General features: G+C 66.8%; 16 protein-coding genes, 1 tRNA gene and 2 pseudogenes. 5 read left to right on the forward strand and 14 right to left on the reverse strand.

Translation table 11 applies throughout. From position 1 onward, the window contains the following. Positions 1-444: 444 nt before the first annotated feature. The 5 genes and pseudogenes from PO768_RS16795 to PO768_RS16815 all read right to left on the reverse strand — a co-directional run. Positions 445-810 (reverse strand): annotated as a pseudogene (locus PO768_RS16795) (integrase core domain-containing protein); the annotation flags it as partial. A gap of 108 nt (positions 811-918) precedes the next feature. Beyond that, positions 919-1,833 (reverse strand): annotated as a pseudogene (gene istA, locus PO768_RS16800) (IS21 family transposase); the annotation flags it as partial. 728 nt (positions 1,834-2,561) lie between these two features. Continuing rightward, a tRNA-Pro gene (locus PO768_RS16805) sits at positions 2,562-2,638 on the reverse strand. A gap of 28 nt (positions 2,639-2,666) precedes the next feature. Then, complete coding sequence (locus PO768_RS16810; protein ID WP_272646969.1) at positions 2,667-6,014, reverse strand: UvrD-helicase domain-containing protein; 3,348 nt, start codon at positions 6,012-6,014, stop codon at positions 2,667-2,669. Further along, positions 6,014-8,680 carry a PD-(D/E)XK nuclease family protein gene (locus tag PO768_RS16815; protein WP_272646970.1) on the reverse strand — a complete coding sequence of 889 codons (2,667 nt, stop codon included), beginning with the start codon at positions 8,678-8,680 and terminating at the stop codon, positions 6,014-6,016. Before PO768_RS16815 ends, PO768_RS16810 begins: the two co-directional genes overlap by 1 nt. 130 nt (positions 8,681-8,810) lie before the next feature. Here PO768_RS16815 and trxA point away from each other — a divergent pair, with 130 nt between their 5' ends. From trxA to PO768_RS16835, 4 genes are all read left to right on the forward strand, one after another. Next, positions 8,811-9,140 carry a thioredoxin TrxA gene (gene trxA, locus PO768_RS16820; protein WP_137945598.1) on the forward strand — a complete coding sequence of 110 codons (330 nt, stop codon included), beginning with the start codon at positions 8,811-8,813 and terminating at the stop codon, positions 9,138-9,140. A 239-nt stretch (positions 9,141-9,379) separates the two neighbouring features. Further along, positions 9,380-10,645, forward strand: a complete 1,266-nt coding sequence (gene rho, locus PO768_RS16825; RefSeq protein ID WP_137945597.1) for a transcription termination factor Rho — start codon at positions 9,380-9,382, stop codon at positions 10,643-10,645. A 161-nt stretch (positions 10,646-10,806) separates the two neighbouring features. After that, the gene (locus PO768_RS16830) at positions 10,807-11,061 is read left to right on the forward strand and encodes a type B 50S ribosomal protein L31 (protein WP_137945596.1); all 255 of its coding nucleotides are present in this window, start codon (positions 10,807-10,809) and stop codon (positions 11,059-11,061) included. A gap of 126 nt (positions 11,062-11,187) precedes the next feature. Further along, positions 11,188-12,981, forward strand: coding sequence for a hypothetical protein (locus tag PO768_RS16835; RefSeq protein ID WP_272646971.1), 1,794 nt, complete (start codon positions 11,188-11,190; stop codon positions 12,979-12,981). A gap of 7 nt (positions 12,982-12,988) precedes the next feature. Here PO768_RS16835 and phoR read toward each other — a convergent pair whose 3' ends face one another. The 7 genes from phoR to pstS all read right to left on the reverse strand — a co-directional run bounded on the left by phoR (position 12,989) and on the right by pstS (position 19,657). After that, a complete protein-coding gene (phoR, locus tag PO768_RS16840; RefSeq protein WP_272646972.1) occupies positions 12,989-14,350 on the reverse strand; it encodes a phosphate regulon sensor histidine kinase PhoR in 1,362 nt (453 codons plus the stop codon). Between the two features lie 19 nt (positions 14,351-14,369). Then, a complete protein-coding gene (phoB, locus tag PO768_RS16845; protein WP_262973776.1) occupies positions 14,370-15,071 on the reverse strand; it encodes a phosphate regulon transcriptional regulator PhoB in 702 nt (233 codons plus the stop codon). Positions 15,072-15,095: 24 nt separating this feature from the next. Further along, positions 15,096-15,803 (reverse strand): phosphate signaling complex protein PhoU, encoded by a 708-nt coding sequence (gene phoU, locus PO768_RS16850; RefSeq protein ID WP_272646973.1) that lies wholly within the window; start codon positions 15,801-15,803, stop codon positions 15,096-15,098. Positions 15,804-15,819: 16 nt separating this feature from the next. Next, positions 15,820-16,605, reverse strand: a complete 786-nt coding sequence (gene pstB / locus PO768_RS16855; protein ID WP_137945591.1) for a phosphate ABC transporter ATP-binding protein PstB — start codon at positions 16,603-16,605, stop codon at positions 15,820-15,822. A gap of 15 nt (positions 16,606-16,620) precedes the next feature. Next, positions 16,621-17,496 (reverse strand): phosphate ABC transporter permease PstA, encoded by an 876-nt coding sequence (gene pstA, locus PO768_RS16860; RefSeq protein ID WP_272646974.1) that lies wholly within the window; start codon positions 17,494-17,496, stop codon positions 16,621-16,623. Then, on the reverse strand, positions 17,493-18,509 hold the full coding sequence (pstC, locus tag PO768_RS16865; RefSeq protein ID WP_272646985.1) for a phosphate ABC transporter permease PstC: 1,017 nt from the start codon (positions 18,507-18,509) through the stop codon (positions 17,493-17,495). The genes pstA and pstC overlap by 4 nt, the downstream gene beginning before the upstream one ends. 107 nt (positions 18,510-18,616) lie before the next feature. Further along, positions 18,617-19,657, reverse strand: a complete 1,041-nt coding sequence (pstS, locus tag PO768_RS16870; RefSeq protein WP_272646975.1) for a phosphate ABC transporter substrate-binding protein PstS — start codon at positions 19,655-19,657, stop codon at positions 18,617-18,619. Positions 19,658-19,863: 206 nt separating this feature from the next. Between pstS and PO768_RS16875 the strand changes: the two genes are divergently transcribed. Next, a complete protein-coding gene (locus PO768_RS16875; protein ID WP_272646976.1) occupies positions 19,864-20,346 on the forward strand; it encodes a fasciclin domain-containing protein in 483 nt (160 codons plus the stop codon). 71 nt (positions 20,347-20,417) lie between these two features. On the opposite strand, the gene glmM is transcribed toward PO768_RS16875, so the two are convergent. Next, positions 20,418-21,749, reverse strand: coding sequence for a phosphoglucosamine mutase (gene glmM / locus PO768_RS16880; RefSeq protein ID WP_272646977.1), 1,332 nt, complete (start codon positions 21,747-21,749; stop codon positions 20,418-20,420). Between the two features lie 21 nt (positions 21,750-21,770). Continuing rightward, a complete protein-coding gene (gene folP, locus PO768_RS16885) occupies positions 21,771-22,622 on the reverse strand; it encodes a dihydropteroate synthase (RefSeq protein WP_272646978.1) in 852 nt (283 codons plus the stop codon). Positions 22,623-22,691: the final 69 nt, after the last annotated feature.

Here is a 22,691-nt window from a genome sequence, read left to right on the forward strand (position 1 = left end):
TTCGACCAGCCCTCAATCGGTGAGGGCCGGTCTCAAATGCGGCGAATTTCAACAGCCTGCTAGTCAGCAGCTGCGCCGGCCAAGTCTGCCACGCCCATTCAGGGCTAGGCGCCCAGGCCTCGCGCACGCAGCACGGCTACGAGAGCGCCGCAGGAGCTTGCTAGCGGCTTCGCGGCGCAGTCCTTCAACTATTCGCACCATTGGCCGGTCCGACCCAACCCGTGCGTGGCCTACCTTAGCGTCCAAGTCAGGAGACACCATGGCCACGTCCACACGCTCAATCGCTTCGCCCACGCTGAGCTTCGGCTTGGTGACCTGCCCTCTCCCGCCGTACCAATCAGGCGGAAGTCCGGTTTAAAGATTACCTGATCTCGTTGCTTGAAGCCGGTGGGGGTCGTTCTTGGTGCGATGGCGCTGAGCAAACTCCGCCGGCGGTATCCGTCACAGGCTGCTGTGCGGCCTCAACTCGTTGTAGTCCTGGCGCCAGATGGCGATCTCTGAGCGAGCCTGTGGCAGCGTTTGGAACCAGTGCTCGTTCAAGCACTCGTCGCGGAACTTGCCATTGAAGCTCTCAATGTAGCCGTTCTGCATAGGTCTTCCTGGCTGGATCAGGATGTGCCACACGCCGTGAGCCTGCGCCCAGGCGATGAAGGCCCGGCAGGTGAACTCCGGCCCGTTGTCGGTCCTCACCGCAGCTGGATAGCCCCTGAAGATTGCAGCCCGGTCCTGCAGCCGCGTCACGTACTGCCCTGAGATGCCATAGTCCACGGCGATGTCCACGCACTCATGCGTGAAATCGTCGGCCACGGTCGCATACGACGCCGGCACGCTGTACCTCGTGCGCTCGAAGGTGATCAGGCAAGTTGGCGAGACGCGCTTGGCGTGCTCGATGAAGCCGTCGAACGGGCGTGGCAGTTGCATCAGCAGCCGCCGCTCGTCCTGCCAGGCATCGTGCACGGTGCCGGGCAGCTTGCCGTGCGAGATCTCCGACCACAGCGCCTTGCAGCGCTCCTCCAGCCAGGCGTTCAAGGCATCGAGGTTCGGGAAGGCCGGCACAGGCTGCCAGAGCCGATGCCGGGCGTCGCGCACGTTCTTCTCGATCTGGCCCTTCTCCCAGCCTGAGGCCGGGTTGCAGAACTCGACCTCGAAGAGGTAGTGGCTGACCATCGCGGCGAAGCGCGCGTTGACATCGCGCGCCTTGCCGGTCAGGACCTTGTCCACGGCGGTCTTCATGTTGTCGTAGATGCCGCGCCTGGGCACGCCGCCGAACACGCGGAAGGCGTGGTTGTGGGCGTCGAACAGCATCTCGTGGGTCTGCAGGTAGGCCCGGATGTAGAAGGCCCGGCTGTGGCTGAGCTTGAAGTGCGCCACCTGCAGCTTGGTGCGCTCGCCAGCGATCACCGCCCAGTCCTCGCTCCAGTCGAACTGGAAGGCCTCGCCGGGCTCGAAGACCAGCGGCACGAAGGTGCCACGGCCGGTGGTCTTCTGCTCCTCCTGGCGCTTGAGCGCCCAGTCTCGCGCGAACGCGGCCACGCGGTTGTAGGAGCCGTCGAAGCCGAGTTCCATCAGCTCGGCGTGCATCTGCTTCAAGGTGCGCCGGTGCTTGCGGTTCTTGCTGGCTTCGGTCTTGAGCCACTGGGCCAGCTTGTCCGCGAACGGATCGAGCCGGCTCACGCTCTCGCGCTTGGCGTACGACGGTTCCTTGTCGCCGCTGCGCAGGTACTTCCTGATGGTGTTGCGAGACAGGCCAGTTCGTTTGGCTATCTCGCGGATGGACAACTGCTCACGCAGGGCCCATCGCCTGATGACACTTAGTGTCGCCACGTCAATCACTCCATAACTCCTGCCGCAATTTGCGGCAGGCTAGGGTTCATACGTGGGTCAGGTTTGAACGGAAATCAGTGACGGTAGAGGGTCAGTTCTTGCCGGAAACCAACATGGACTAGCTCCTGAAGTTGCCGGACCATGATGCGTCTTGACATGTGACCGCCGCAAGCGTTGAGGCATCGCAGCCCCCTAAACGTGGAGGACGCTTCCTCAGGCAGCATCTTACGGAGAAGACAAAACACGATCACGCAGCCCCCCCACTAAGCTCTGGCAAGCCTCGCCGACATTTGCGACAAAGGGACGGCGCTACCCCAGCCACTCCGCGCGCCCGGGCACAGACCATGTTGGCTACCAATCCCTGCTGCCGGCTCCGCCCTTGAACGGCCCCGCCAGGTCGGGCGCGATCCAGCCGCCATAGAAGACGCCAGACTGCGGCTCCACCTTCACTCCGACCACACTGCAGGCGAGACGGTCCACGTAGAAGGCTACGCAGCCGGCCAACGGTTCGGCACCCGACAGTGACTCGGGGTAGCTCCTGGCCACCTGCTCGAGGCAATCTGCCCCGGGCCACACCACGCGCTGTAGCGCGTTGGCGGTCAAGGAGCTTCAGAAGCAAGGCAGCTTGGCTTCGCAGTGGTTTACCCCTTGGTTTACCCATGAGGCGCAGAATCGACATGGCAAAAAAATGAGTCACGGCACTTCTGCTGTAACTCATTGATTTTCCTGATGAATCTTGGTCGGGGCGGCGGGATTCGAACTCGCGACCCTCTGCTCCCAAAGCAGATGCGCTACCAGGCTGCGCTACGCCCCGACTAAGACCGCTATTCTAGCCTGGTTTTTTACTCGCCCCCGAGACTTATCTGCTCGACCCGCTCGGTGCAGTCCACCAAGCGCCCCTGGCCGGTGATGAAGGCGGTGCGCACCGGTTCGCCCGGCTGCAGCCTCAGCACGGCCTCGCGATAGCGCTGCAACTGCTGCAAATACTCGGGATTGTTCTGCGGCGCGGGATGCAGCTTGTAGTCGAGCACCCACCAGATCGGCGCCTGTCCGGAGCCGGCATGGCGACAGACCAGCCGGTCCAGACGCATGTCCTGACCCTGCCAGCTGACCGGCACCTCGTTGCCGGCCCACAGCAGCGCCGGCGCATCGAAGAAGGGCGCGCACTCGGCGCTGTCCAGGATGGTCCGCGCGCTGCGCTCCAGCCGTTCGCTGCGTTTGGCATCCAGGCCATACATCTGCGCGGCGGCCGCCAGCAGACGCGGCAAGGGCTGAGCTGTCGCGCTCGGGCCGCTGGCCCATTCCAGCACCCGGTGCAGCGCCTCGCCCAGCGCCGCGCTGTCGTCGACCACGGCAGGCCCCTGCCCCATCTCGACGACCGGCATTGCGGCGCGCGGCGGCGCCAGTGGCAGGGTCTTGAGCTGGAACGGCGCGGCCGCCGCCGCAGACTCGCCCACAGCCTCGACCGTCACCTGCAAGGCCATCGCCAGTGGCTGCAGGCGGCTCCACCAGGTGGCGTTGGCCGGCTTGCGCTGCGAGGGGCTGCGGCTCAGCACCAGGCGCGAGCGGGCCCGCGTCATCGCGACATAGAGGGCGTTCAACTCCTCGCGCTGGCGCTGCTCGCGCTCGTCGTCGAGCAGCGGCTGCAGCGAGGGCGGTGGCCGGCTCTCCGAGGCCAGGAAGGCCACCACACTGGGCGCCGACTCCTGCACCGGCCAGGCGATCGCCAGGCTGCTGCTCTCGGCGCGGGCCGGCCCGGCCTCGCAGTCCATCAGAAACACGACACGGGCCTCCAGCCCCTTGGCACCATGCACGGTCAGCAGCTGCACCGCCTCGGGTTCGGCCGGTGCGGCCAGCTTCAAGGCGCGGCTCTTCAGCGCGCGCACAAAGCCGTAGAGGCTGGCGTAGCGGCCGCCATCGAGATCCAGCGCCAGGGCCAGCAAGGCCTCGACCGCATGCAGGCGCGAGCGCCGCTCGCTGGGCGGCACGGCACAGGCCAGCCGCGCCATCAGGTCGCCCTCGAAGACGATGGCGTCCAGCAGGTCATGCGGGCTGCGTTCGCCGGCCAGCCGCTCCCAGCGATTCAGCAGCTCGCGGGCGCGCCGCAGCGCCGGGGACAGGTCTTGCTCGTCCGCCAGCGTCAGCGCCGCCCACCAGGCCATACGCGCCGCTTCCTCGGGCCGCGGCCGGCCCAGCCAGTCGGCACTGCCCGAGCAGGCGGCCAGCTGCAACAGATCGGCCTCGCTGGCGCCGAACAAGGGGCTGCGCAGCGCATGGGCCAGCGACAGGTTGTGCCCCGGCGAGGCCAGCGCGTCGAGCAGGGCCAGCAGATCGCGCACATCGGGCGAGTCCAGCAGCGCCATGTCCTCGGGCGCCACATGGGGCAGGCCGCGCGCCTTCAAGGTCTGCGCCAGCACCCGCAGGCCCTCGCGCTTGCGCGCCAGCACATAGATCTCGCCGGGCTGCACGCCCTCCCCGCTCAGCAACTGCTCGATGCAGCCGGCGATGCGCTGCGCCTCGGCAGCGCGGCGGTGCAGCTCGGGCTCGTGGCGCGCCTGGCTGAGGCTGGGGCGCCAGGCCTGCAGCTCGTCGCCAGGCGTGTCGGCGATGTCGCTGTCGACACCGTCGTCATCGATGAAGAACACGCCGTCCAGCGCCGAGGCGGCACCCGCCTCGGTCGTGTGCGGGCGAAAGCCGCTGTACTCCTGGGCCCGGCTGGCCGCATCGAAGGCCGTGTTGACGGCGGCCAGCACCGGCGGCGCGTTGCGGCGCGTGTGGTCGCAGGCCAGCACCGTGCCGGCCAGGCCGTCGCGGACGAAATCGCGCGCGGCGGCAAACACGCGCGGCTCGGCGCGGCGGAAGCGGTAGATGCTCTGCTTCGGATCGCCGACGATGAAGACCGAGGGCGGCCGCTGGCCGCTGGCGCCGCCACCGGCGCCGACATAGCCGGCCAGCCAGGCATAGAGGGCATGCCATTGCAGCGGGCTGGTGTCCTGGAACTCGTCGATCAGCAGGTGGCGGATCTGCGTGTCCAGCCGCTCCTGCACCCAGCCCGCCAGCGGCGCATCGCTGAGCAGGGCCAGCGCGCCGCGCTCCAGATCGTTCATATCGACCAGGCCGCGGGCGCGCTTGAGCGCCTCGAACTCATCGAGCAGGCACAGGGACAGCCGGCACATCTGCAGATGCCAGTCCCGCGCCTGGTGCTGGGCCAGCGCCAGCTTCAGACGCTCCAGCCGCTCGATGGCCGACTGCAGCTCCAGACTCTCGCCCAGGTTCTTGCGCGGCGTGCCGGTCGCGGTGAACAAGGCCTCGATGACGGCCTCCACCGCCTGCTCATCCGGCAGGCTCAGGCCTTGCTCGATGGCCACTGCGGCCTTCTTGGGCGTGGCGTTCTTGGCCTGGCCCAGCACCCGCGCCAGCGTCGCCAGATCGGCCCGCAGCGCTGCGAAAGCCTCCAGCGGATGCGCCAGGCCGGCGAACTCGGGCGCGACGCTAGCAGCATCGGCCACGCTGTCATGCAGGCGTCCAGCCTGCGCGGCCAGCCGGATCTCGACCCGCTTTGCAAAGGCCGATTCCAGCCAGCTCAGCACCCTGTTGCGCCCCTGCTCGAACACCAGGGCCTGATAGGCGGCCAGCAGCGCCTGGTCGGCCAGCACGGCCGCATGAAAGCGCTGCCACAACTCGGGCATCAGCTCACTCTCGTCCTCCAGCAGCTGCAGCTCGGGCGCGATGCCCTGGGCCTCCAGCAGCTCCAGCGGCGCGGCGCGCAGCAGCTGCGAGAACCAGGCGTGGAAGGTACGGATCTCGACCATGCGTCCGGCCTGCAAGAGCTGCTGCTGCAGACCGGCCAGCGCCGGGGCCAGCGCGGCCGCCTGCTCGACCGGCATGCCGCGCTGTATCAGCGCCTCGCGGCGCTGCGCCTCGCTGCAGTGCGCAAACTCATCCAGCCATTCGCCCAGGCGCTGGCGCATCTCGCCGGCGGCCTTGCGGGTGAAGGTGATCGCGACGATGTCCTGCGGCTGCGCGCCCTCCAGCAGCGCGCGCAGGATGCGCGAGACCAGCATCCAGGTCTTGCCCGCGCCGGCGCAGGCCTCGACGACCACGCTGCGCTGCGGATCGCAGGCCAGCGCATAAAAGCGTTCGCGCGCCACCGGGGCGCCGTCGCAGGTGTAGGCCGCTTGTTCTTGCATCACAGTGCCGCTCCGGCCCAGTCATCACGGCGGCACAGGCCGCGCATCTCGCAATAGGCGCAGGCCATGCCCTCGCCCAGCGCCGGCAGCGGCGCGCCCCCATGCAGGGCCAGCAAATCGTTCTTCAAACCCCAGAGCAGCAGCTCAGCGCTGTCGCTCACATCCGGATGCGGCACGGCGGCGATGCCCTTGGCATCGTCAAGCGCCAGATACAGCGCCTCCAGGCCCGGCGGCCCGGCGGGCTCGGCCGCGCCCTGCATCAGGGCCGCATAGACGGCCAGCTGCGTGTCCTCGGCCGGATCGGCCACCTTGGCTTTCAGGCCCGCGACGCTGCCGGTCTTGTAGTCAACCAGCAGGCGCGTACCGCTGGAGACATCGACACGGTCGAGCCGGCCGCGCAGCCGCAGGTCCTGCAGCACCGCGCCGCCGTCGGCATAGGGCATGACCTCACGCTCCAGCTCGCCCGCCGCGTAGTGCACGCCGGCCGACTCCTGCTCGCGCAGCCACTGCAGATAGCGCGGCACGAAGCGCGCAAAACCGGCCGAGAAGGGCAGGAACTCGGCCGCGGACAGACCCAGGACCTGCATCTGCTCAATGGCCGCGCGCTGCAGCAGCGCTTCATCGCCATCGTCCAGCGTCGGCAGCAGCCGCTGCTGGTGAAACTGGTGCAGCACCGCATGCAGCCAGCTGCCGTAGTCGCGCTTGTCGGCCTCGGCCTCCAGCTCGGCCTGCTCGCGCAGCCCCAGCAGCACGCGGGCGAAGAACTGATAGGGGCAGTTGCGCAGCGACTCGACCGCGCTGGCGCTCAGCGCCGCCGGCAAGCGCCCCTCGGCGTGGGCCTGGGCGCGTTGCAGCGGCTGCGGCTGCAGGCTCAGCCGCTCACGCCGGTCCTGCCAGGCGGCGATGGGTTCATGGCCGGCGGCTTGCAGCGCCAAGGCCAGGCGCTCCAGCAAGGGGCTGGCGGCCAGCGGCTCGCTGCCCTTGCTGCGGCAGCGCAGCAGGGTCAGGGCCGGGGCACGCAGCAGCTGGGCAAAGGTCAGGGCCAGGGCCGCGCGCTTGTCCTCGATGCGGGGCAGGCCCAGTTCGCGCGCCAGCGTGTCGCCAAGCAGGGCCGGCCCGGCCGGCACCGGCCCCAGGGTCTGGGCATCGGCGCCCGGCAGCACGACAGCGCCGAAAGGCCGCAACATCGCGCGCGCCAGCGGTGTGATCATCACCACCACCTCGCCCAGCGGCGGCGGCACATACTGCGCCGCTTCCAGGCTGGCGTCGACCCAGGCCAGGAAGTCGGCCATGCTCAGCTGAGCCTGCTGCAGCACCGCCTCGTGAGCCGAATCGGGCCAGGGTGAGCGGCGCAGCCACAGCGCATCGAGCAAGGCCTCGCCGGCATCCTGGGCCTCGATCAGCGCCTCGGCGCCGAGCAGCTGCAAGACCTCTTTCAGCGCCGCCAGCCAGTCGGCCAGGCTGCGCGAGGCCGCGCCGGCCGATAGCGGCTGCAGGCATTGCCGCGCAGCCTGCCACAACCGGGCGCTGGCCGGGCTGAGCAGATCGGCGCGCACCGCCGCCGGCGCGGACCAGCCGCGCGCACGGCAGCGGGCTTCCAAAGCCGTCAGCGCGCCCGAGCCGGCCGCATCGCGCAGCCGAGCCGCCAACGCGCATTTCAGAAAAGCCAGCCATTCATCCAGGCTGGCCTGGCCGCGCGCGGTGCGCAGCAAGGCCATCAGCTGGGCGGCGGGTGGCGTGGTCGCCAGGGTCCAGCCGGTTTCATCGGCAATGCCCAGTTCCTGGCGCTCCAGCAGCGCGCGGACCCGACGTATCAGCACCCGGTCCTGAGCAATCAGCGCAACCGGGCTGCGGCCGGCCTGCAGATGCCCGAGCACGGCGGCCGCGCTGCTCTGCGCGAGGTCCTCGAAGTCCTCGCACAAGGCCTGCTCCAGCGGCCCCAGCGGCGGGCTGGCCGCAAACACCTGATCCAGTGCCAGATCGGCGCACAGGCGCAGGCAGGGCAGGCCCACCGCCTCGGCCCGCTCCAGCAGCGCCTCGGCCAGTGGGTCCGGGCCACCGCACTGCAGATGCAGCCAGGCGCTGGGACGCAAGTCGAACAGCGCATCGGTGGGCGGCACCCGGGTGTCGGCCGCCGCCCATTCCAGCGCCACCAGGGCCAGCGCCCGCTCCAGACCGCCAGGCCCGGTGCTCTGCAGGGCCAGGCGCGCCTGCTGCCACAGCAGTTCGCGCGCCTGCGGCGAGCGCTGCGCGGCCGCCCTGGCCCAGGCATGGGCGGTCTCGACCAGGCGCTGCACGGCCAGATCGAAGGCCCGGGCATCGCGGGCGCGCAAGGCCTGGGCCCAGCTTTGCGACTGCAGCAGGTCGCGCGCGGCCAGGCCATCGATCGCCGCATCGAAGCTGATCTGCTGGGCCTGCGGCAGCGGCGTCGGGCCCAGCGCGGCGGCCAGGCTGTGGGTGGTCTCGATGCGCGGCTGCCAGCGCGAAAGCTGCATCCAGGCACGCCGCGCCGGGGCCAGGTGTTGCGCGAAGGGCAGCAGCAGCACGGCATCGCGCGCCGCCAGACCCTGGCCTTCCAGCCAGGCAGCGGCCGTCTCGGCCAGTCGCAGCCAGAACTGGGCGGCGCCATGGCCGGCATCGAGAGGGAACAGGTGGCGTGATGACAAGGGCTTGAGAATGAAGGCTGCGCCCGGATATGGGCCTTGTGACCGGCCGCAATCCTGCGGCGGGGCTTTGTGTCAGAATCATTGTGCCTCTGATGCCGCCTACGCGAAGTCGGCCAGCCAAGGACAACCCATGAGCAGCGAACTGATCAAACATATTTCCGACGCGTCTTTTGAAGCCGACGTGATCCAAGCCGACAAACCCGTGCTGGTGGATTACTGGGCCGAGTGGTGCGGCCCTTGCAAGATGATTGCGCCCATCCTCGACGAGGTCTCGACCTCCTACCAGGAGCGCCTGCAGGTCGCCAAGATGAATGTGGACGAGAACCGCGAGGTGCCGGCCAAGTTCGGCATCCGCGGCATCCCGACCTTGATGCTGTTCAAGGGTGGCCAGTTGGCCGCCACCAAGGTCGGCGCTTTGTCCAAGGCCCAGTTGACGGCCTTCCTGGACGCTAACCTATAATGATTCCAACCTGTTCGGCGCGGCCGGTGTTCCAAACGCACCGACCGCACTGAACAGCAGACTGCCAACACGCCCGACCTGACCAGGTTCTGGCGCGTGGACTCGGCGCCCAAGCTCCCGCGTATGTCTTCCGTCTCGTTCATGCACCGATGCTGTCGGGCTTGAATGCAGTGCTTGCCGCCGAAGTATTTGTCCGTGGCCCTTGGCAGGGCCTGGGACGACTCTCAGGGTATTCACCCATGCACCTTTCAGAACTGAAAGCGCTTCACGTTTCCGAGCTCATCAAGATGGGCGAGGAGCTGGAAATCGACAACGTCGCTCGGCTGCGCAAGCAGGAGCTGATGTTTGCCATCATGAAAAAGCGCGCCAAGGCCGGAGAACAAGTCTTCGGTGACGGCGTGCTGGAAGTGCTGCCCGATGGCTTCGGCTTCCTGCGCTCGATCGAGGCCAGCTATATGGCGTCGACCGACGACATCTATCTGAGCCCCAGCCAGATCCGGCGCTTCAATCTCCACACCGGCGACATGATCGAAGGCGAGGTGCGCGTGCCCAAGGATGGCGAGCGCTACTTTGCCCTGGTCAAGGTCGACCGCGTCAACGACGCGACGCCCGAGGAGAGCAAGCACAAGATCATGTTCGAGAACTTGACGCCGCTATTCCCGCGCGAGCAGTTCAAGCTCGAGCGCGACGGTGTCAAGAGCGAAGAGAACATCACCGGCCGCATCATCGACCTGATCGCGCCGATAGGCAAAGGCCAGCGCGCGCTGCTGGTGGCCCAGCCCAAGACCGGCAAGACCGTGATGATGCAGCAGCTGGCGCATGCGCTGGTGGCCAATCACCCCGACTGCCATCTGATCGTGCTGCTGGTCGACGAGCGTCCGGAAGAAGTGACCGAGATGCTGCGCACCGTGCGTGGCGAGGTGATCTCCTCGACCTTCGACGAGCCGGCCGCCCGCCATGTGCAGGTCGCCGAAATGGTGATCGAGCGGGCCAAGCGCCTGGTCGAGATGAAGAAGGACGTGATCATCCTGCTGGACTCGATCACCCGCCTGGCGCGTGCCTACAACAACGTCCTGCCTTCGTCGGGCAAGGTGTTGACCGGCGGTGTGGACGCCAACGCGCTGCAGCGCCCCAAGCGCTTCTTCGGCGCGGCCCGCAAGATCGAGGAAGGCGGCTCGCTGACCATCATCGGCACGGCCCTGGTGGAAACCGGCAGCCGCATGGACGAGGTGATCTACGAAGAATTCAAGGGCACGGGCAACTGCGAAATCCATCTGGATCGCCGCATGGCCGAGAAGCGCGTCTACCCTTCGATCCTGATCAACAAGTCCGGCACCCGCCGCGAAGAGCTGCTGCTCAAGCCCGAGATCCTGCAAAAGAGCTGGATCCTGCGCAAGCTGCTCTACCCGATGGACGAGATCGAGGCGATGGAGTTCATTCTCGACAAGATGAAGTCCACCAAGAACAACCTCGACTTCTTCGACATGATGCGTCGAGGCGGTTAAAGAGCTCGGTTCTGCAGGACTTCATGGCACCGCTGTGGCGGTGCGCGAACGCCACCTTCGGGTGGCGTTCCTACTTCAGGCTATAATCCGCGTTTTTCCGCTGTCGGAAAGTGCGTCGCATGGTGCGGCGTGGCTACCGGCACTGCAGCGAGAGGTCTCTCATGAAAGACGGCATTCACCCCAACTACCGCGAAGTGGCCTTCGTGGACCAATCCAACGGTTTCCAGTTCATCACGCGCTCGACCGTGCAGACCAAGGACTCCGTGACCCTGGAAGACGGCCGCACGCTGCCCCTGGTCAAGCTGGAAACCACCAGCGAGTCGCACCCCTTCTACACCGGCCAGCAAAAGAGCATCGACAATCTGGGCGGTCGCGTCGAGAAGTTCCGCAACAAGTTTGCGCAGTTCAAGAAGTAAAGACATCGCCGCTTACGCGGCGGTCCAGCAAAAGGCAGCTCAGGCTGCCTTTTTTCATGGCGCCGGAAGAACCCAGGTTCTGCGGCATGATGCGCACCGAGACAAACCCGTAGAAGAATCCCGCGCGTGAACCTGCCCAACCCCGCCATCGTGGCCGAACGCGGCGCCCAGCGGCTGCCGCGCCTGGCCCTGCTGCTGTTCTGTGCCGCCTATGTGATTCCCGGCCTGTTCGGCCGCGACCCCTGGCGCAATGCCGACATGACGGCCTTCGGCTTCATGGCCAGCATCGCGCAAGGCCATGCCGCCTGGTGGCAACCGGCGATCGCAGGCATCCCGTCCGAGGGCGGCCTGCTGCCCTATTGGATAGGCGCAGCCTTCATCAAGGCCCTGCCCTGGCTGGACCCGGCGCTGGCCGCGCGTCTGCCCTTCGGCCTGGCCCTGGTGGCCGTGCTGGTGCTGGTCTGGTACACGACCTTCCATCTGGCCCGCACCGATGCAGCCCAGCCGGTGGCCTTCGCCTTTGGCGGCGAGGCCCATGCGATCGATTACGCGCGTGCGCTGGCCGATGGTGCGCGGTTGGCCCTGGTGGCCGTGCTGGTGCGGGTCTGGTACACGACCTGCCATCTGGCCCGCACCGATGCAGGCCAGCCGGTGGCCTTCGCCGTTGGCGGCGAGGCCCATGCGCTCGATTCCGCGCGGGCGCTGGCCGATGGTGCGCGGTTGGCCCTGGTGGCCTCGCTGGGCCTGCTGCTGCTGGGCCATGAAACGACGCCCGAGCTGATGCAGTTGCTGGCTTGCAGCCTGTTCATCTACGGCCTGGCGGCCGCGCCCTACCGCGAGACCAAGGCCCGCATTGCCGTGCTGCTGGCCCTGCCGCTGCTGGCCGCCAGCGGCGCGCCGGCGATGGCGGCAGCACTGGGGGCCGGTGGCGCCTGGCTGGTGCGCCGCTCCAGCTATGAGCAGGTGCGGCGCTTGCTGCCCTGGCTGCTGGTGGCGGTGGCCCTGGGCGCGCTGAGCGCCTGGGAATTCCGCGGCTGGGCCTGGCGCGTCGCGGTGGACGGCCATGCCAAGGACCCGCTGCGTTTCGTCAGCCAGCTCGCCTGGTTCTGCTGGCCGGCCTGGCCGATGGCGCTGTGGACGCTGTGGCGCTGGCGGCGCCATTGGCAGCATCGCCATGTCAGCGTGCCGCTGCTGGGCGTGCTGGTACCGCTGGTCACCAGCCTGCTGATGAATGGTTCGGACCGCGCGCTGCTGCTGGCACTGCCGGCGCTGGCGGTACTGGCCAGCTTTGCGCTGCCGACGCTGAGGCGCAGCGTCGCGGCGGCGATGGACTGGTTCTCGGTGTTCTTCTTCAGCGCCGGCGCGCTTTTCGTGTGGGCCTATTACGCCTCGATGCAGGCCGGCTGGCCGACCCAGCCGCTGGCCAATATCCGCAAGCTGGCGCAGGGCTTCGAGCCCAGCTTCCATCCGCTGGCGCTGGCCGTGGCCCTGCTCGGCACGGCGGCCTGGATCGCGCTGGTGCGCTGGCGCACGGCCCGCCACCAGCATGCGCTATGGAAAAGCCTGGTGCTGCCGGCCGGCGGCGTGGCCCTGCTGTGGCTGCTGGCGATGAGCTTGTGGCTGCCGCTGCTGGACTATGCGCGCAGCAATCGTGCACTGATCGAGCGGCTGCGCAGCCAGTTGCCCACCGAGTTCAACTGCCTGGCCGCACCGGGCCAGCCGATGTCGCTGCTGGCCTCGCTGGAATTTCAGGGCGGCTGGGTGATCGAGGCACGCCGGCCGCTGGCACAGAGCAGCTGCCAGTACGCGCTGCTGCAGAACGATACCCAGGCAACGCTGCCCGAGGGTTGGAGCCAGGTCGGCACCGTGCGCCGCCCGACCGATCGGGTGCAGCACTACCTGGTGCTGCGCCGGCTCTGAGACATCCTCAGGCCTGCGCGCGCGGCATCGCCGCCTCGACGCCCACCTCGGCCTCGCCGCCGGCCACCCGTACCCGCACGGCCGGCAGCACCAGGCGAAACTTCGAGCCCTTGCCGGGTTCGCTCTGGATGTGCAGCTCGCCGCCATGGCGCTGCGCCACATGCTTGACGATGGACAGACCCAGGCCGGTGCCGCCGGTCTCGCGCGAGCGACTGCCGTCGACACGGTAGAAGCGCTCGGTCAGACGCGGCAGATGCTCGCGGGCAATGCCCGGGCCGGTGTCGCAAACGCTCAGCTCGCCGCTGCCATCGGTCTGCAGGCGCCAGACCACATCGATGGCGCCGCCGTCCGGCGTGTAGCGCACCGCATTGGTCACCAGATTGGCGGCCGCGCTGAGCAGCTCGGGCTCGACGCCGGCCACATCGGCATGGGTCTCGGTCTGCACGCTGATCTGGTGCCGGCCCGAGGACAGCGCCTGCGCGTCCGACGCGACGCGGTTCAGCAAGCCGTCCAGGCTGACCCAGCGGTCCGGTGCCGGGCGCGGGCTGCCTTCCAGCTGGGCCAGGGTCAGCAGATCGCTGACCAGGGTCAGCATGCGCTGGGTCTGCTGGCCCATCAGGAAGAGCACGCGCTTGCGCTCGGCCTCGGTCAGCGGCAGCGAGCTCATGGTCTCGATGAAACCGGTCAGTACCGTCAGCGGCGTGCGGATCTCGTGCGAGACATTGGCGACGAAGTCGCGCCGCATGCTCTCGGCGCGCTCGCGCTCGGTGACATCCTGCGACAGCACCAGCCGCATGCCCTCGCCATAGGAGCGCACCACCACCGAGAGGTTGCCTGGGCTGCGGGTATTGCCCAGCATCAGCGGCTCGGCGTACTGCCCCGACTGCAGATAGCTGACAAAAGCCGGTGAGCGCACCAGATTCGTGATGCGCTGCTGCAGATCGCGCTGCGGATCGAGCGCGAAGTGGTCGGCCGCCACCTTGTTGCACCACTGGATATGGTCATGCCGGTCCAGCATCAGCACGCCATTGGGCGAGGCCTCGATGGCCGACAGGAACTGCGAGAGCTGCAGACGCTCGCGATCGATGACGCGCTCGCGCTCGCGGACCGCGCGCTCGATGCGATAGCCCAGTTCGCCCCAGAAACCGGTGTCGCGCGGCGCGGCGCCTTGCTGGTTGCCGCGCAGCCACTGGATCAGCCGATGGCCGCGCAGCGAGTCGACCAGCACCAGCACCAGCACCGCACTGCCCGCGCCCAGGACCTCCCCCAGAAATGGCGCCTGCGACCAGCGCCCCACCCACACACCGACCAAGGCTCCCAGAGCCACGGCCAGGGTGGCCAATGCAATACGCGGCAGCAGCCAGTTCACTGAAACTCCAGTTCCTGGCTCAGGCGGACAGCGCGCTGGCCTGTTGCGTCAGCCGGTAACCCGCGCCACGCACCGTCTCTATCATGCGTGCGCAGTGCACCCGCTCCAGCGCCTCACGCAGACGCTTGACATGCACGTCCACCGTGCGCTCCTCGATGAAGACATGGTCGCCCCAGACCCGGTCCAGCAGTTGCGAGCGGCTGTGCACGCGCTCGGGATGGGTCATGAAGAAGTGCAGCAGGCGGAATTCGGTCGGGCCCAGCTTGACCTCGACACCTTCGCGACTGACGCGGCGCGTGCCCGGGTCCAGGCTCAGGCCGCTGATCTCGACCACCGAGTCCAGCGCCTCGGGCGCCTTGCGGCGCAGCACCGCACGGATGCGCGCCAGCAGCTCATTGGTCGAGAAGGGCTTGGTCAGATAGTCATCGGCGCCGGCATCCAGCCCCGAGACCTTGTCGGTCTCCTCGGCCCGCGCGGTCAGCATGATGATGGGCAGCTCCTTGGTGCGCACCGCACCGCGCCAAAGCCGCGCCAGCGCCAGGCCCGACTGACCCGGCAGCATCCAGTCCAGCACCACCAGGTCCGGCAGCACCCGATCCACCTCCAGCTGCGCCTGATCGGCACTGCCGGCGATCGTCACATCGAATCCGGCATGACGCAGATTGATCGAGATCAGCTCGGCAATCGCCGATTCGTCTTCCACCACCAGGATACGGCTCATATTCTTTTCCTTCTGCTCCGGGCCTCAGCGCACCATGGTCTCAACCGCCTCGGGCGTGTTGTGACGCACATCGGTGCCCTTGACCACATAGATGATGACCTCGGCCAGGTTCTTGGCATGGTCGCCGACGCGCTCGATCGCCTTGGCGACGAAGACCATGTCGATCGAGGTGGAGATGGTGCGCGGGTCTTCCATCATGTAAGTGATCAGCTTGCGCAGCAGGCCATCGAATTCCTTGTCGATCTGGTCGTCCTGCTTCAGCACCTCGAGCGCACGCTCGACATCCAGGCGCGCAAAAGCGTCCAGCGCCTTGCGCAGCAGGGCCACGGCCAGATCGGCCTCGAAGGCCAGGTCCGACATCGGCAGACGCAGCCGGCTCGAAACGCCGGAGTTGATCAGGCGCTGCACCGTGCGGGCGATGCGCGCGGCCTCGTCACCGACGCGCTCCAGATTGGCGATGGTCTTGGAGATCGCGATCAGCAGGCGCAGATCGCGGGCCGTGGGCTGACGGCGCGCGATGATGCTGGACAGATCGCGATCGATCTCCACTTCCATCGCGTTGACGCGCTCCTCGGTCTGCAGCACGACACTGGCAATCTCGCCGCTGAAGGTGGTCAGCGCGTTGACCGCCTGCGCCACCTGGGCCTCGACCAGGCCGCCCATTTCGAGCACGCGGGTCGAGATGCCGCTCAGCTCGGCATCGAATTGGGTTGAGAGATGCTTGTCGCTCATGGTGTGTCTCCCTGGCTCAGCCGAAGCGGCCGGTGATGTAGTCTTCGGTGTCCTTGCGCTTGGGCTTCATGAACAGCTCGGCCGTCGGGCCGAACTCGATCAGGTCGCCCAGGTACATATAGGCCGTGTAGTCCGAGCAGCGCGCCGCCTGCTGCATGTTGTGGGTCACGATGGCCACCGTGTAGTCGCTCTTGAGCTCGTGAATCAGCTCCTCGATCTTGCCGGTGGAGATCGGGTCCAGCGCCGAGCAAGGCTCGTCGAGCAGCAGCACCTCGGGCTTGATCGCGATGCCGCGGGCAATGCACAGGCGCTGCTGCTGGCCACCGGAGAGGCCCGAGCCGCTCTGGTTGAGCTTGTCCTTGACCTCGTTCCACAAGGCCGCCTTCTTCAGCGCCCATTCGACCCGCTCATCCATCTCAACCCGCGGCAGCGTCTCGAACAGACGCACGCCGAAGGCGATGTTGTCGTAGATCGACATCGGGAACGGCGTCGGCTTCTGGAACACCATGCCGATCTTGGCACGCACCAGCGAAACATCGTCGCGGCTGGTCAGGATATCGTTGCCGTCCAGCAGGATCTGGCCCTCGGCGCGCTGCTCGGGATAGAGCTCGAACATGCGGTTCAGCGTGCGCAGCAGGGTGGACTTGCCGCAGCCCGAGGGGCCGATGAAGGCGGTGACCTTCTTTTCCGGAATGTCCAGATTGATGTTCTTCAGGGCATGGAAGTTGCCGTAGTAGAAGTTCAGGTTCTTGACCGAGAGCTTGGCCCGCTCGGTGATGGGCATGTCGACTTTTGCATCCATGATGGGTAAGCCCTCTTAATGCTTGTTCTTGAAGAGCACGCGCGCCAGGATATTCAGCAGCAGCACGCCAATGGTGATGATGAACACGCCCGCCCAGGCCAGCTTCTGCCAGTTCTCATAGGGGCTCATCGCGAATTTGAAGATCGTGACCGGCAGGCTGGCCATCGGCGCACCCAGGTCCGAGGTCCAGAACTGGTTGGACAGCGCGGTGAACAGCAGCGGCGCGGTCTCGCCCGAGATGCGTGCCAGGGCCAGCAAGATGCCGGTCAGCACACCGGCGCGGGCCGACTTCAGGGTCACCGACATGATGACCTTCCACTTCGGTGTGCCCAGCGCATAGGCGGCCTCGCGCAAGGCATTCGGGATCAGGCTCAGCATGTTCTCGGTGGTGCGTATCACGACCGGGATCACGATCAGCGCCAGCGCCAGGATGCCGGCAAAGCCCGAGAAGCTCTTCATCTTGGCGACCACGACCGCGTAGATGAACAGGCCCACGACGATAGACGGCGCCGACAGCAGGATGTCGTTGATGAAACGCACCGTGCTGCCCAGCCAGGTTTTCTGGCCGTACTCGGCCAGGTAGATACCGGCCAGAACGCCGACCGGCGTGCCCAGCGCGGTGGCCAGACCGACCATCACGACCGAACCGAAGATGGCATTGGCCAGGCCGCCGGTTTCGGCCTGCGGCGGCGGGGTCATCTCGGTGAAGGTGGCCAGCGCCAGACCGCCTATGCCCAGGCGCACGGTCTCGAACAAGATCCACATCAGCCAGAACAGGCCGAAGGCCATCGCGGCCAGCGACAGGACCAGGGCAATCACATTGACCCGCTTGCGCTTGGCATGCATGGCCAGGCGCTTGGCATCCAGGGCGGAGATGGTGGTGACGCTCATGACCGCGCTCCCTCGTTCTTCTTCAGTTGCGACAGCAGCACCTTGGAGCAGGCCAGCACCACAAAGGTGATGAAGAACAGCACCAGGCCCAGGTAGATCAGCGAAGCCTGATGCAAGCCCTCGCCGGCTTCGGCGAACTCATTGGCCAGCGCCGAGGTGATGCTGTTGGCCGCCTCGAACACCGACAGCGAGTCCAACTGGTTCATATTGCCGATCACGAAGGTGATGGCCATGGTCTCGCCCAGAGCGCGGCCCAGGCCCAGCATGATGCCGCCGACCACACCGGTCTTGGTGTAAGGCAGCACGATCTTCCAGACCACCTCCCAGGTGGTCGCGCCCAGGCCGTAGGCGCTTTCCTTCAGCATCGGCGGCGTGACCTCGAAGACGTCGCGCATCACGGCAGCGATAAAAGGAATGATCATGATGGCCAGGATGATGCCGGCCGACAGGATGCCGATACCCACCGGCGGGCCCGACACCAGCGCGCCCAGATAGGGCACGCCGGTCAGCATCGCCTGCAGCGGCTGCTGCACATAGGTGGCCAGGATGGGGCCGAACACCAAGAGGCCCCACATGCCGTAGACGATGGATGGCACCGCGGCCAAGAGCTCGACCGCGACACCCAGCGGCCGACGCAGCCAGTTGGGCGAGAGCTCGGTCAAGAACAGCGCGATGCCGAAGCTCACCGGCACCGCGATCAGCAGCGCGATGAAGGAAGTCATCAGCGTGCCATAAATCATCACCAGGCCGCCGAACTTCTCCTGGACAGGGTCCCACTCGCTGGTCCACAGAAAGCCCAGGCCGAATTCCTGGATGGCCGGCGCCGCGCCGATCAGCAGCGAGACGATGATGCCCACCAGCAGCGCCAGCGTCAGCCAGGCGGCGCTGTGGGCGAGCAGCGAAAACACGGTGTCGGCCCAGGGCGCGACGCGGCGACGCGGCGGCGGGCTGCCCTGGGGCTGGACCCGCTCTGCCGGACGATCACCGGACTCGAAGTTGTTGGCTGGGAGTATTGCGGCCACGGGGCCTCCTGGGAGTCAGGCGTTGAAAAGTCGGCGGCAGATTCGACAACAGCCCGACAGCGTTGACTGCCGGGCTGCTGGCACTGCTCAGTTCAGAATCACTTGTAAGTGATGGCCTTGCCCGAAGCGTCCTTCAGGTTGTCGGCCCACTGCTTGCGCACCAGGGCCTTGACGCTGTCCGGCAACGGCACGTAGTCCAGATCGTCGGCCATCTTGTCGCCGTTGGCAAAGGCCCAGTCAAAGAACTTCAGGCTGGCGGCGGCGCTGGCCGGCTTCTCCTGGGTCTTGTACATCAGGATGTAGGTCGGGTTGGTCAGCGGCCAAGCATCCTTGCCAGGTTGCTCGGTCGTGATTTGATAGAACGACTTCGTCCAGTCAGCACCTGCCGCAGCGGCCTTGAAGGCGGAATCATTGGGGGTGACGAAATGACCGTCCTTGTTGCGCATCAAGGTGTAGGTCATCTTGTTCTGCTTGACATAGGCGTACTCGACATAACCAATCGAGTTCGGCAGGCGTTGGACGAAAGCGGCCACGCCTTCATTGCCCTTGCCGCCGGCGCCGGTCGGCCAGTTCACGGCCGTGCCCTCACCCACCTTGCTCTTCCACTCCTCGTTCACCTTGGACAGATAATTGGTGAAGATGAAAGAGGTTCCCGAGCCGTCAGCACGGCGAACTACGGCGATGGCCGCATCGGGCAGCGGGACGCCAGGGTTCAGCGCGGTCAAGGCCGCATCGTTCCACTTGGTGATCTTGCCCAGATAGATGTCGCCCAGCACCTGACCGGTCAGCTTGATCTGCCCCGGGGTGATGCCCTTGATATTGACCACCGGCACCACGCCGCCGATCACGGTGGGGAACTGGATCATGCCGTCCTTGGCCAGTTCCTCGTCCTTGATCGGCATATCGGAAGCGCCAAAATCCACCGTCTTGGCCTTGATCTGGCGGATGCCGGCACCGGAGCCGACCGACTGATAATTGATGCGGGCGCCGCTGGCCTTGTTGTAAGCATCGGCCCACTTGGCATAAACCGGCGCCGGGAAGGTCGCGCCAGCACCAGTCACATCCTGGGCCATGGCCAAGGGTGCCAGTGTTGCAGCGGCCGCAAAAACAAGACCCTTGTTCACGTATACGAAGTTCATGAGTTACCTATCGGTGCTTGGTTGACGATGGGCGCAATCCTATGACTTGAATATGACGACTCGGTGACAACGACAGTCGTTCGTGGAGTCTCTCCAGGCCCTCATAGCGAGTCAATATCATTGTCACAATCAATTCACCGTTCCGTCACATAGCCTGCCTACAGTCCGTGCCGCTGGGCCTGATGCCCTGGACCGGAGACCTTGAGATGAACAAACCCACCCAATTCCTGGCCCTGGCCGCACTGGCTCTGGGCCTGAGCGCCTGCGCCACCGCGCCCGCACCGGCCCCGCTGGCCGATACGCTGGGCCGCGATCCGCAGCTGAGCACCTTCAACCGCCTGGTCGACCAGGCCGGCCTGCGCGACAGCCTGCGCGCCAGCGGACCACTGACCGTGTTCGCGCCCAGCGACGAGGCCTTCAAGGCCGTCCCGGCCAAGACCCTGGAGGCGCTGGCCAAGGACAACGCCCAGCTCAAGGCCGTGCTGAGCTATCACATCCTGAGCAGCCAGCTGAGCGCCGCCGACATCAAGCCCGGCAACGCCAAGACCCTGCAAGGCGCCAATGTGGCCCTGGCCAAGGCCGGCGATTTCGTCACCGTCGAAGATGCGATGGTGCAGCGCTCCGACATCAAGGCCACCAACGGCGTGGCGCATGTGATCGATCGCGTGCTGATGCCGCCGAAGAAGTAAGCAAGGCCGACCCCAGAAGAAAGCCCCCGCAGCCTGCGCTGCGGGGGCTTTTGCGCATCAGAGACGGCTATTCAGAGCTTGACGGCGTCCACCAGTCGCTGCGCACATTGCTGGGCCAGTTGCGCATCGCTGGCCTCGACCATCACGCGCAGCAGCGGCTCGGTACCCGAAGCCCGGATCAGCACCCGGCCACGCGCGCCCAGATCGGCCGTCACCTCGGCCTGCTCCTGGGCCAGGCGGGCATTGCTCTTCCAGTCCTGACCGGGCTGCAAACGCACATTGATCAGCGTCTGCGGGAACAGCTCGACACCAGCCAGCAGCTCGGCCAGGCTGCAGCCGCTGCGGCTGACCGCCTGCAGCACCAGCAAGGCGCTGACAATGCCGTCACCGGTCGTGTGCTTGTCCAGCGCCAGCAGATGGCCCGAGCCCTCGCCGCCGAGCTGCCAGCCGCGTGCGGCCAGCTCCTCCATCACATAGCGATCACCGACCTTGGCTCGCACGAAATCGACATCGCGCGCCTTCAAGGCCAGCTCGACCGCCATATTGGTCATCAGCGTGCCGACCGCGCCGGGTACACGCTGGCCCTGGCTGAGCCGGTCGGCCACCATCACATACAGCAGCTCGTCGCCGTTGTAGAGCCGGCCTTGGGCATCGACCAGCTGGAGACGGTCGGCATCGCCATCGAGCGCGACCCCGTAGTGAGCGCCATGCTCCTCGACCGCCTTGACCAGGGCGGCCGGCGCGGTGGCACCGAAACCGGCATTGATATTGAAGCCATCGGGGCTGCAGCCGATCGAGATGACCTCGGCACCGAGTTCGTGAAACACATCGGGGGCGACGTGATAGGCCGCCCCATGGGCCGCATCAACGACGATCTTCAGGCCTCGCAGACTCAGGTCGGGGCCGAAGCTGTTCTTGCAGAACTCGATATAGCGGCCGCGCGCATCCTGCAGCCGCCGCGCCCGGCCCAGATTGGCCGAGTCAACCCAGGACGGCGCTTCCTCCAGCGCCTGCTCGACCGCCAGCTCCCAGGCATCGGGCAGTTTCTCGCCCTTGGACGAGAAGAACTTGATGCCGTTGTCCGAGAAGGGGTTGTGCGAGGCACTGATCACGACGCCCAGTTGCTGGCGCAGCGCACGAGTCAAGTAGGCCACGCCGGGCGTCGGCAGCGGCCCGGTCAGCCAGACATCGACACCGGCCGAGGCAAAGCCCGCTTCCAGCGAGGATTCGAGCATATAGCCCGAGATCCGGGTGTCCTTGCCGATCAGCACGCTGGGTCGCGACATCTCCTTGCGCAGGACCCGGCCCACCGCATGACCCAGGCGAAGCATGAAGTCGGGCGTGATCGGCGACTGGCCCACGGTGCCGCGGATGCCATCGGTTCCAAAATACATACGGCTCATCGGGAGCATCTCCTGGAATTCTTAGTGGGCACTATTGTCGTTCAGGCCGGGCCCCTGGGCTGCCGCCCAGACCTTCAAGGCGTCGCTGGTGGCCGCGACATCATGCACACGCAGGACGCGCGCGCCACGAGCGACGGCCACCAGGGCCGCCGCCACACTGGCCGGCACCCGCTCGCCGACCGCCCGCCCGGTGACCTTGCCCAGGGCCGCCTTGCGCGACCAGCCGATCAGCAGCGGATAGCCCAGATCGAGCAGCCGGGCCTGATCGCGCAGCAGCTCGAAGTTCTGCTCCGCGGTCTTGGCAAAGCCGTAGCCCGGATCCAGACAGATGCGCGCCGCCGCAATGCCGGCATCGCACGCCGCCTGTGCCCGTGCGGCCAGAAAGGCCAGCACCTCGCCCGCCAGGTCCTGATAGTCGGTCAGGCCTTGCATCGTGCTGGGCTCGCCGCGCATATGCATCAGGCAGACGCCGGTCCGGGCTTGCGCGGCCAGCAGGGCCAAGGCCCCCGGCCCCTGCAAGGCCTGGATATCGTTGACGATGTCCACCCCCAGATCCAGCGCGCGGCGCATCACCTCGGTCTTGCAGCTATCGACCGAGACCGGCACCCCCAGGCTCAGCGCGGCTTTGAGCACCTGCTCGATGCGCGTCCATTCGTCCAGCGGCGCGAGGCTTTGGGAGCCGGGCCGGGTCGACTCGCCGCCGATATCGAGAATGTCCGCCCCTTCTTTCACCAAGCGCTCGCAATGCGCGATCGCGCTGCGCGCCTCGCCATGCTGGCCGCCGTCTGAAAAGGAATCGGGCGTGACATTGACGATGCCCATCACACGGGGCCGGCTCAGATCGATCGTGTAGCGGGTGGTCTGCCACAGCATGGGTAGGCACTCTTCGGAATTGAAAACGGGGCCGTCTCTGCAGACGGCCCCGTTGGACATGCGTCGAAA

It is taken from the genome of Paucibacter sp. XJ19-41 (genome assembly GCF_028462495.1).
Classification (GTDB): Bacteria; Pseudomonadota; Gammaproteobacteria; order Burkholderiales; family Burkholderiaceae_C; genus Roseateles_E.

Bases quoted from the DNA above. Each gene is read 5' to 3' on its own strand.
- PO768_RS16810 (WP_272646969.1), bottom strand. From the start codon at position 6,014: ATGCAAGAACAAGCGGCCTACACCTGCGACGGCGCCCCGGTGGCGCGC.
- trxA (WP_137945598.1), top strand. From the start codon at position 8,811: ATGAGCAGCGAACTGATCAAACATATTTCCGACGCGTCTTTTGAAGCC.
- rho (WP_137945597.1), top strand. From the start codon at position 9,380: ATGCACCTTTCAGAACTGAAAGCGCTTCACGTTTCCGAGCTCATCAAG.
- PO768_RS16830 (WP_137945596.1), top strand. From the start codon at position 10,807: ATGAAAGACGGCATTCACCCCAACTACCGCGAAGTGGCCTTCGTGGAC.
- phoB (WP_262973776.1), bottom strand. From the start codon at position 15,071: ATGAGCCGTATCCTGGTGGTGGAAGACGAATCGGCGATTGCCGAGCTG.
- phoU (WP_272646973.1), bottom strand. From the start codon at position 15,803: ATGAGCGACAAGCATCTCTCAACCCAATTCGATGCCGAGCTGAGCGGC.
- pstB (WP_137945591.1), bottom strand. From the start codon at position 16,605: ATGGATGCAAAAGTCGACATGCCCATCACCGAGCGGGCCAAGCTCTCG.
- pstA (WP_272646974.1), bottom strand. From the start codon at position 17,496: ATGAGCGTCACCACCATCTCCGCCCTGGATGCCAAGCGCCTGGCCATG.
- pstS (WP_272646975.1), bottom strand. From the start codon at position 19,657: ATGAACTTCGTATACGTGAACAAGGGTCTTGTTTTTGCGGCCGCTGCA.
- PO768_RS16875 (WP_272646976.1), top strand. From the start codon at position 19,864: ATGAACAAACCCACCCAATTCCTGGCCCTGGCCGCACTGGCTCTGGGC.
- glmM (WP_272646977.1), bottom strand. From the start codon at position 21,749: ATGAGCCGTATGTATTTTGGAACCGATGGCATCCGCGGCACCGTGGGC.
- folP (WP_272646978.1), bottom strand. From the start codon at position 22,622: ATGCTGTGGCAGACCACCCGCTACACGATCGATCTGAGCCGGCCCCGT.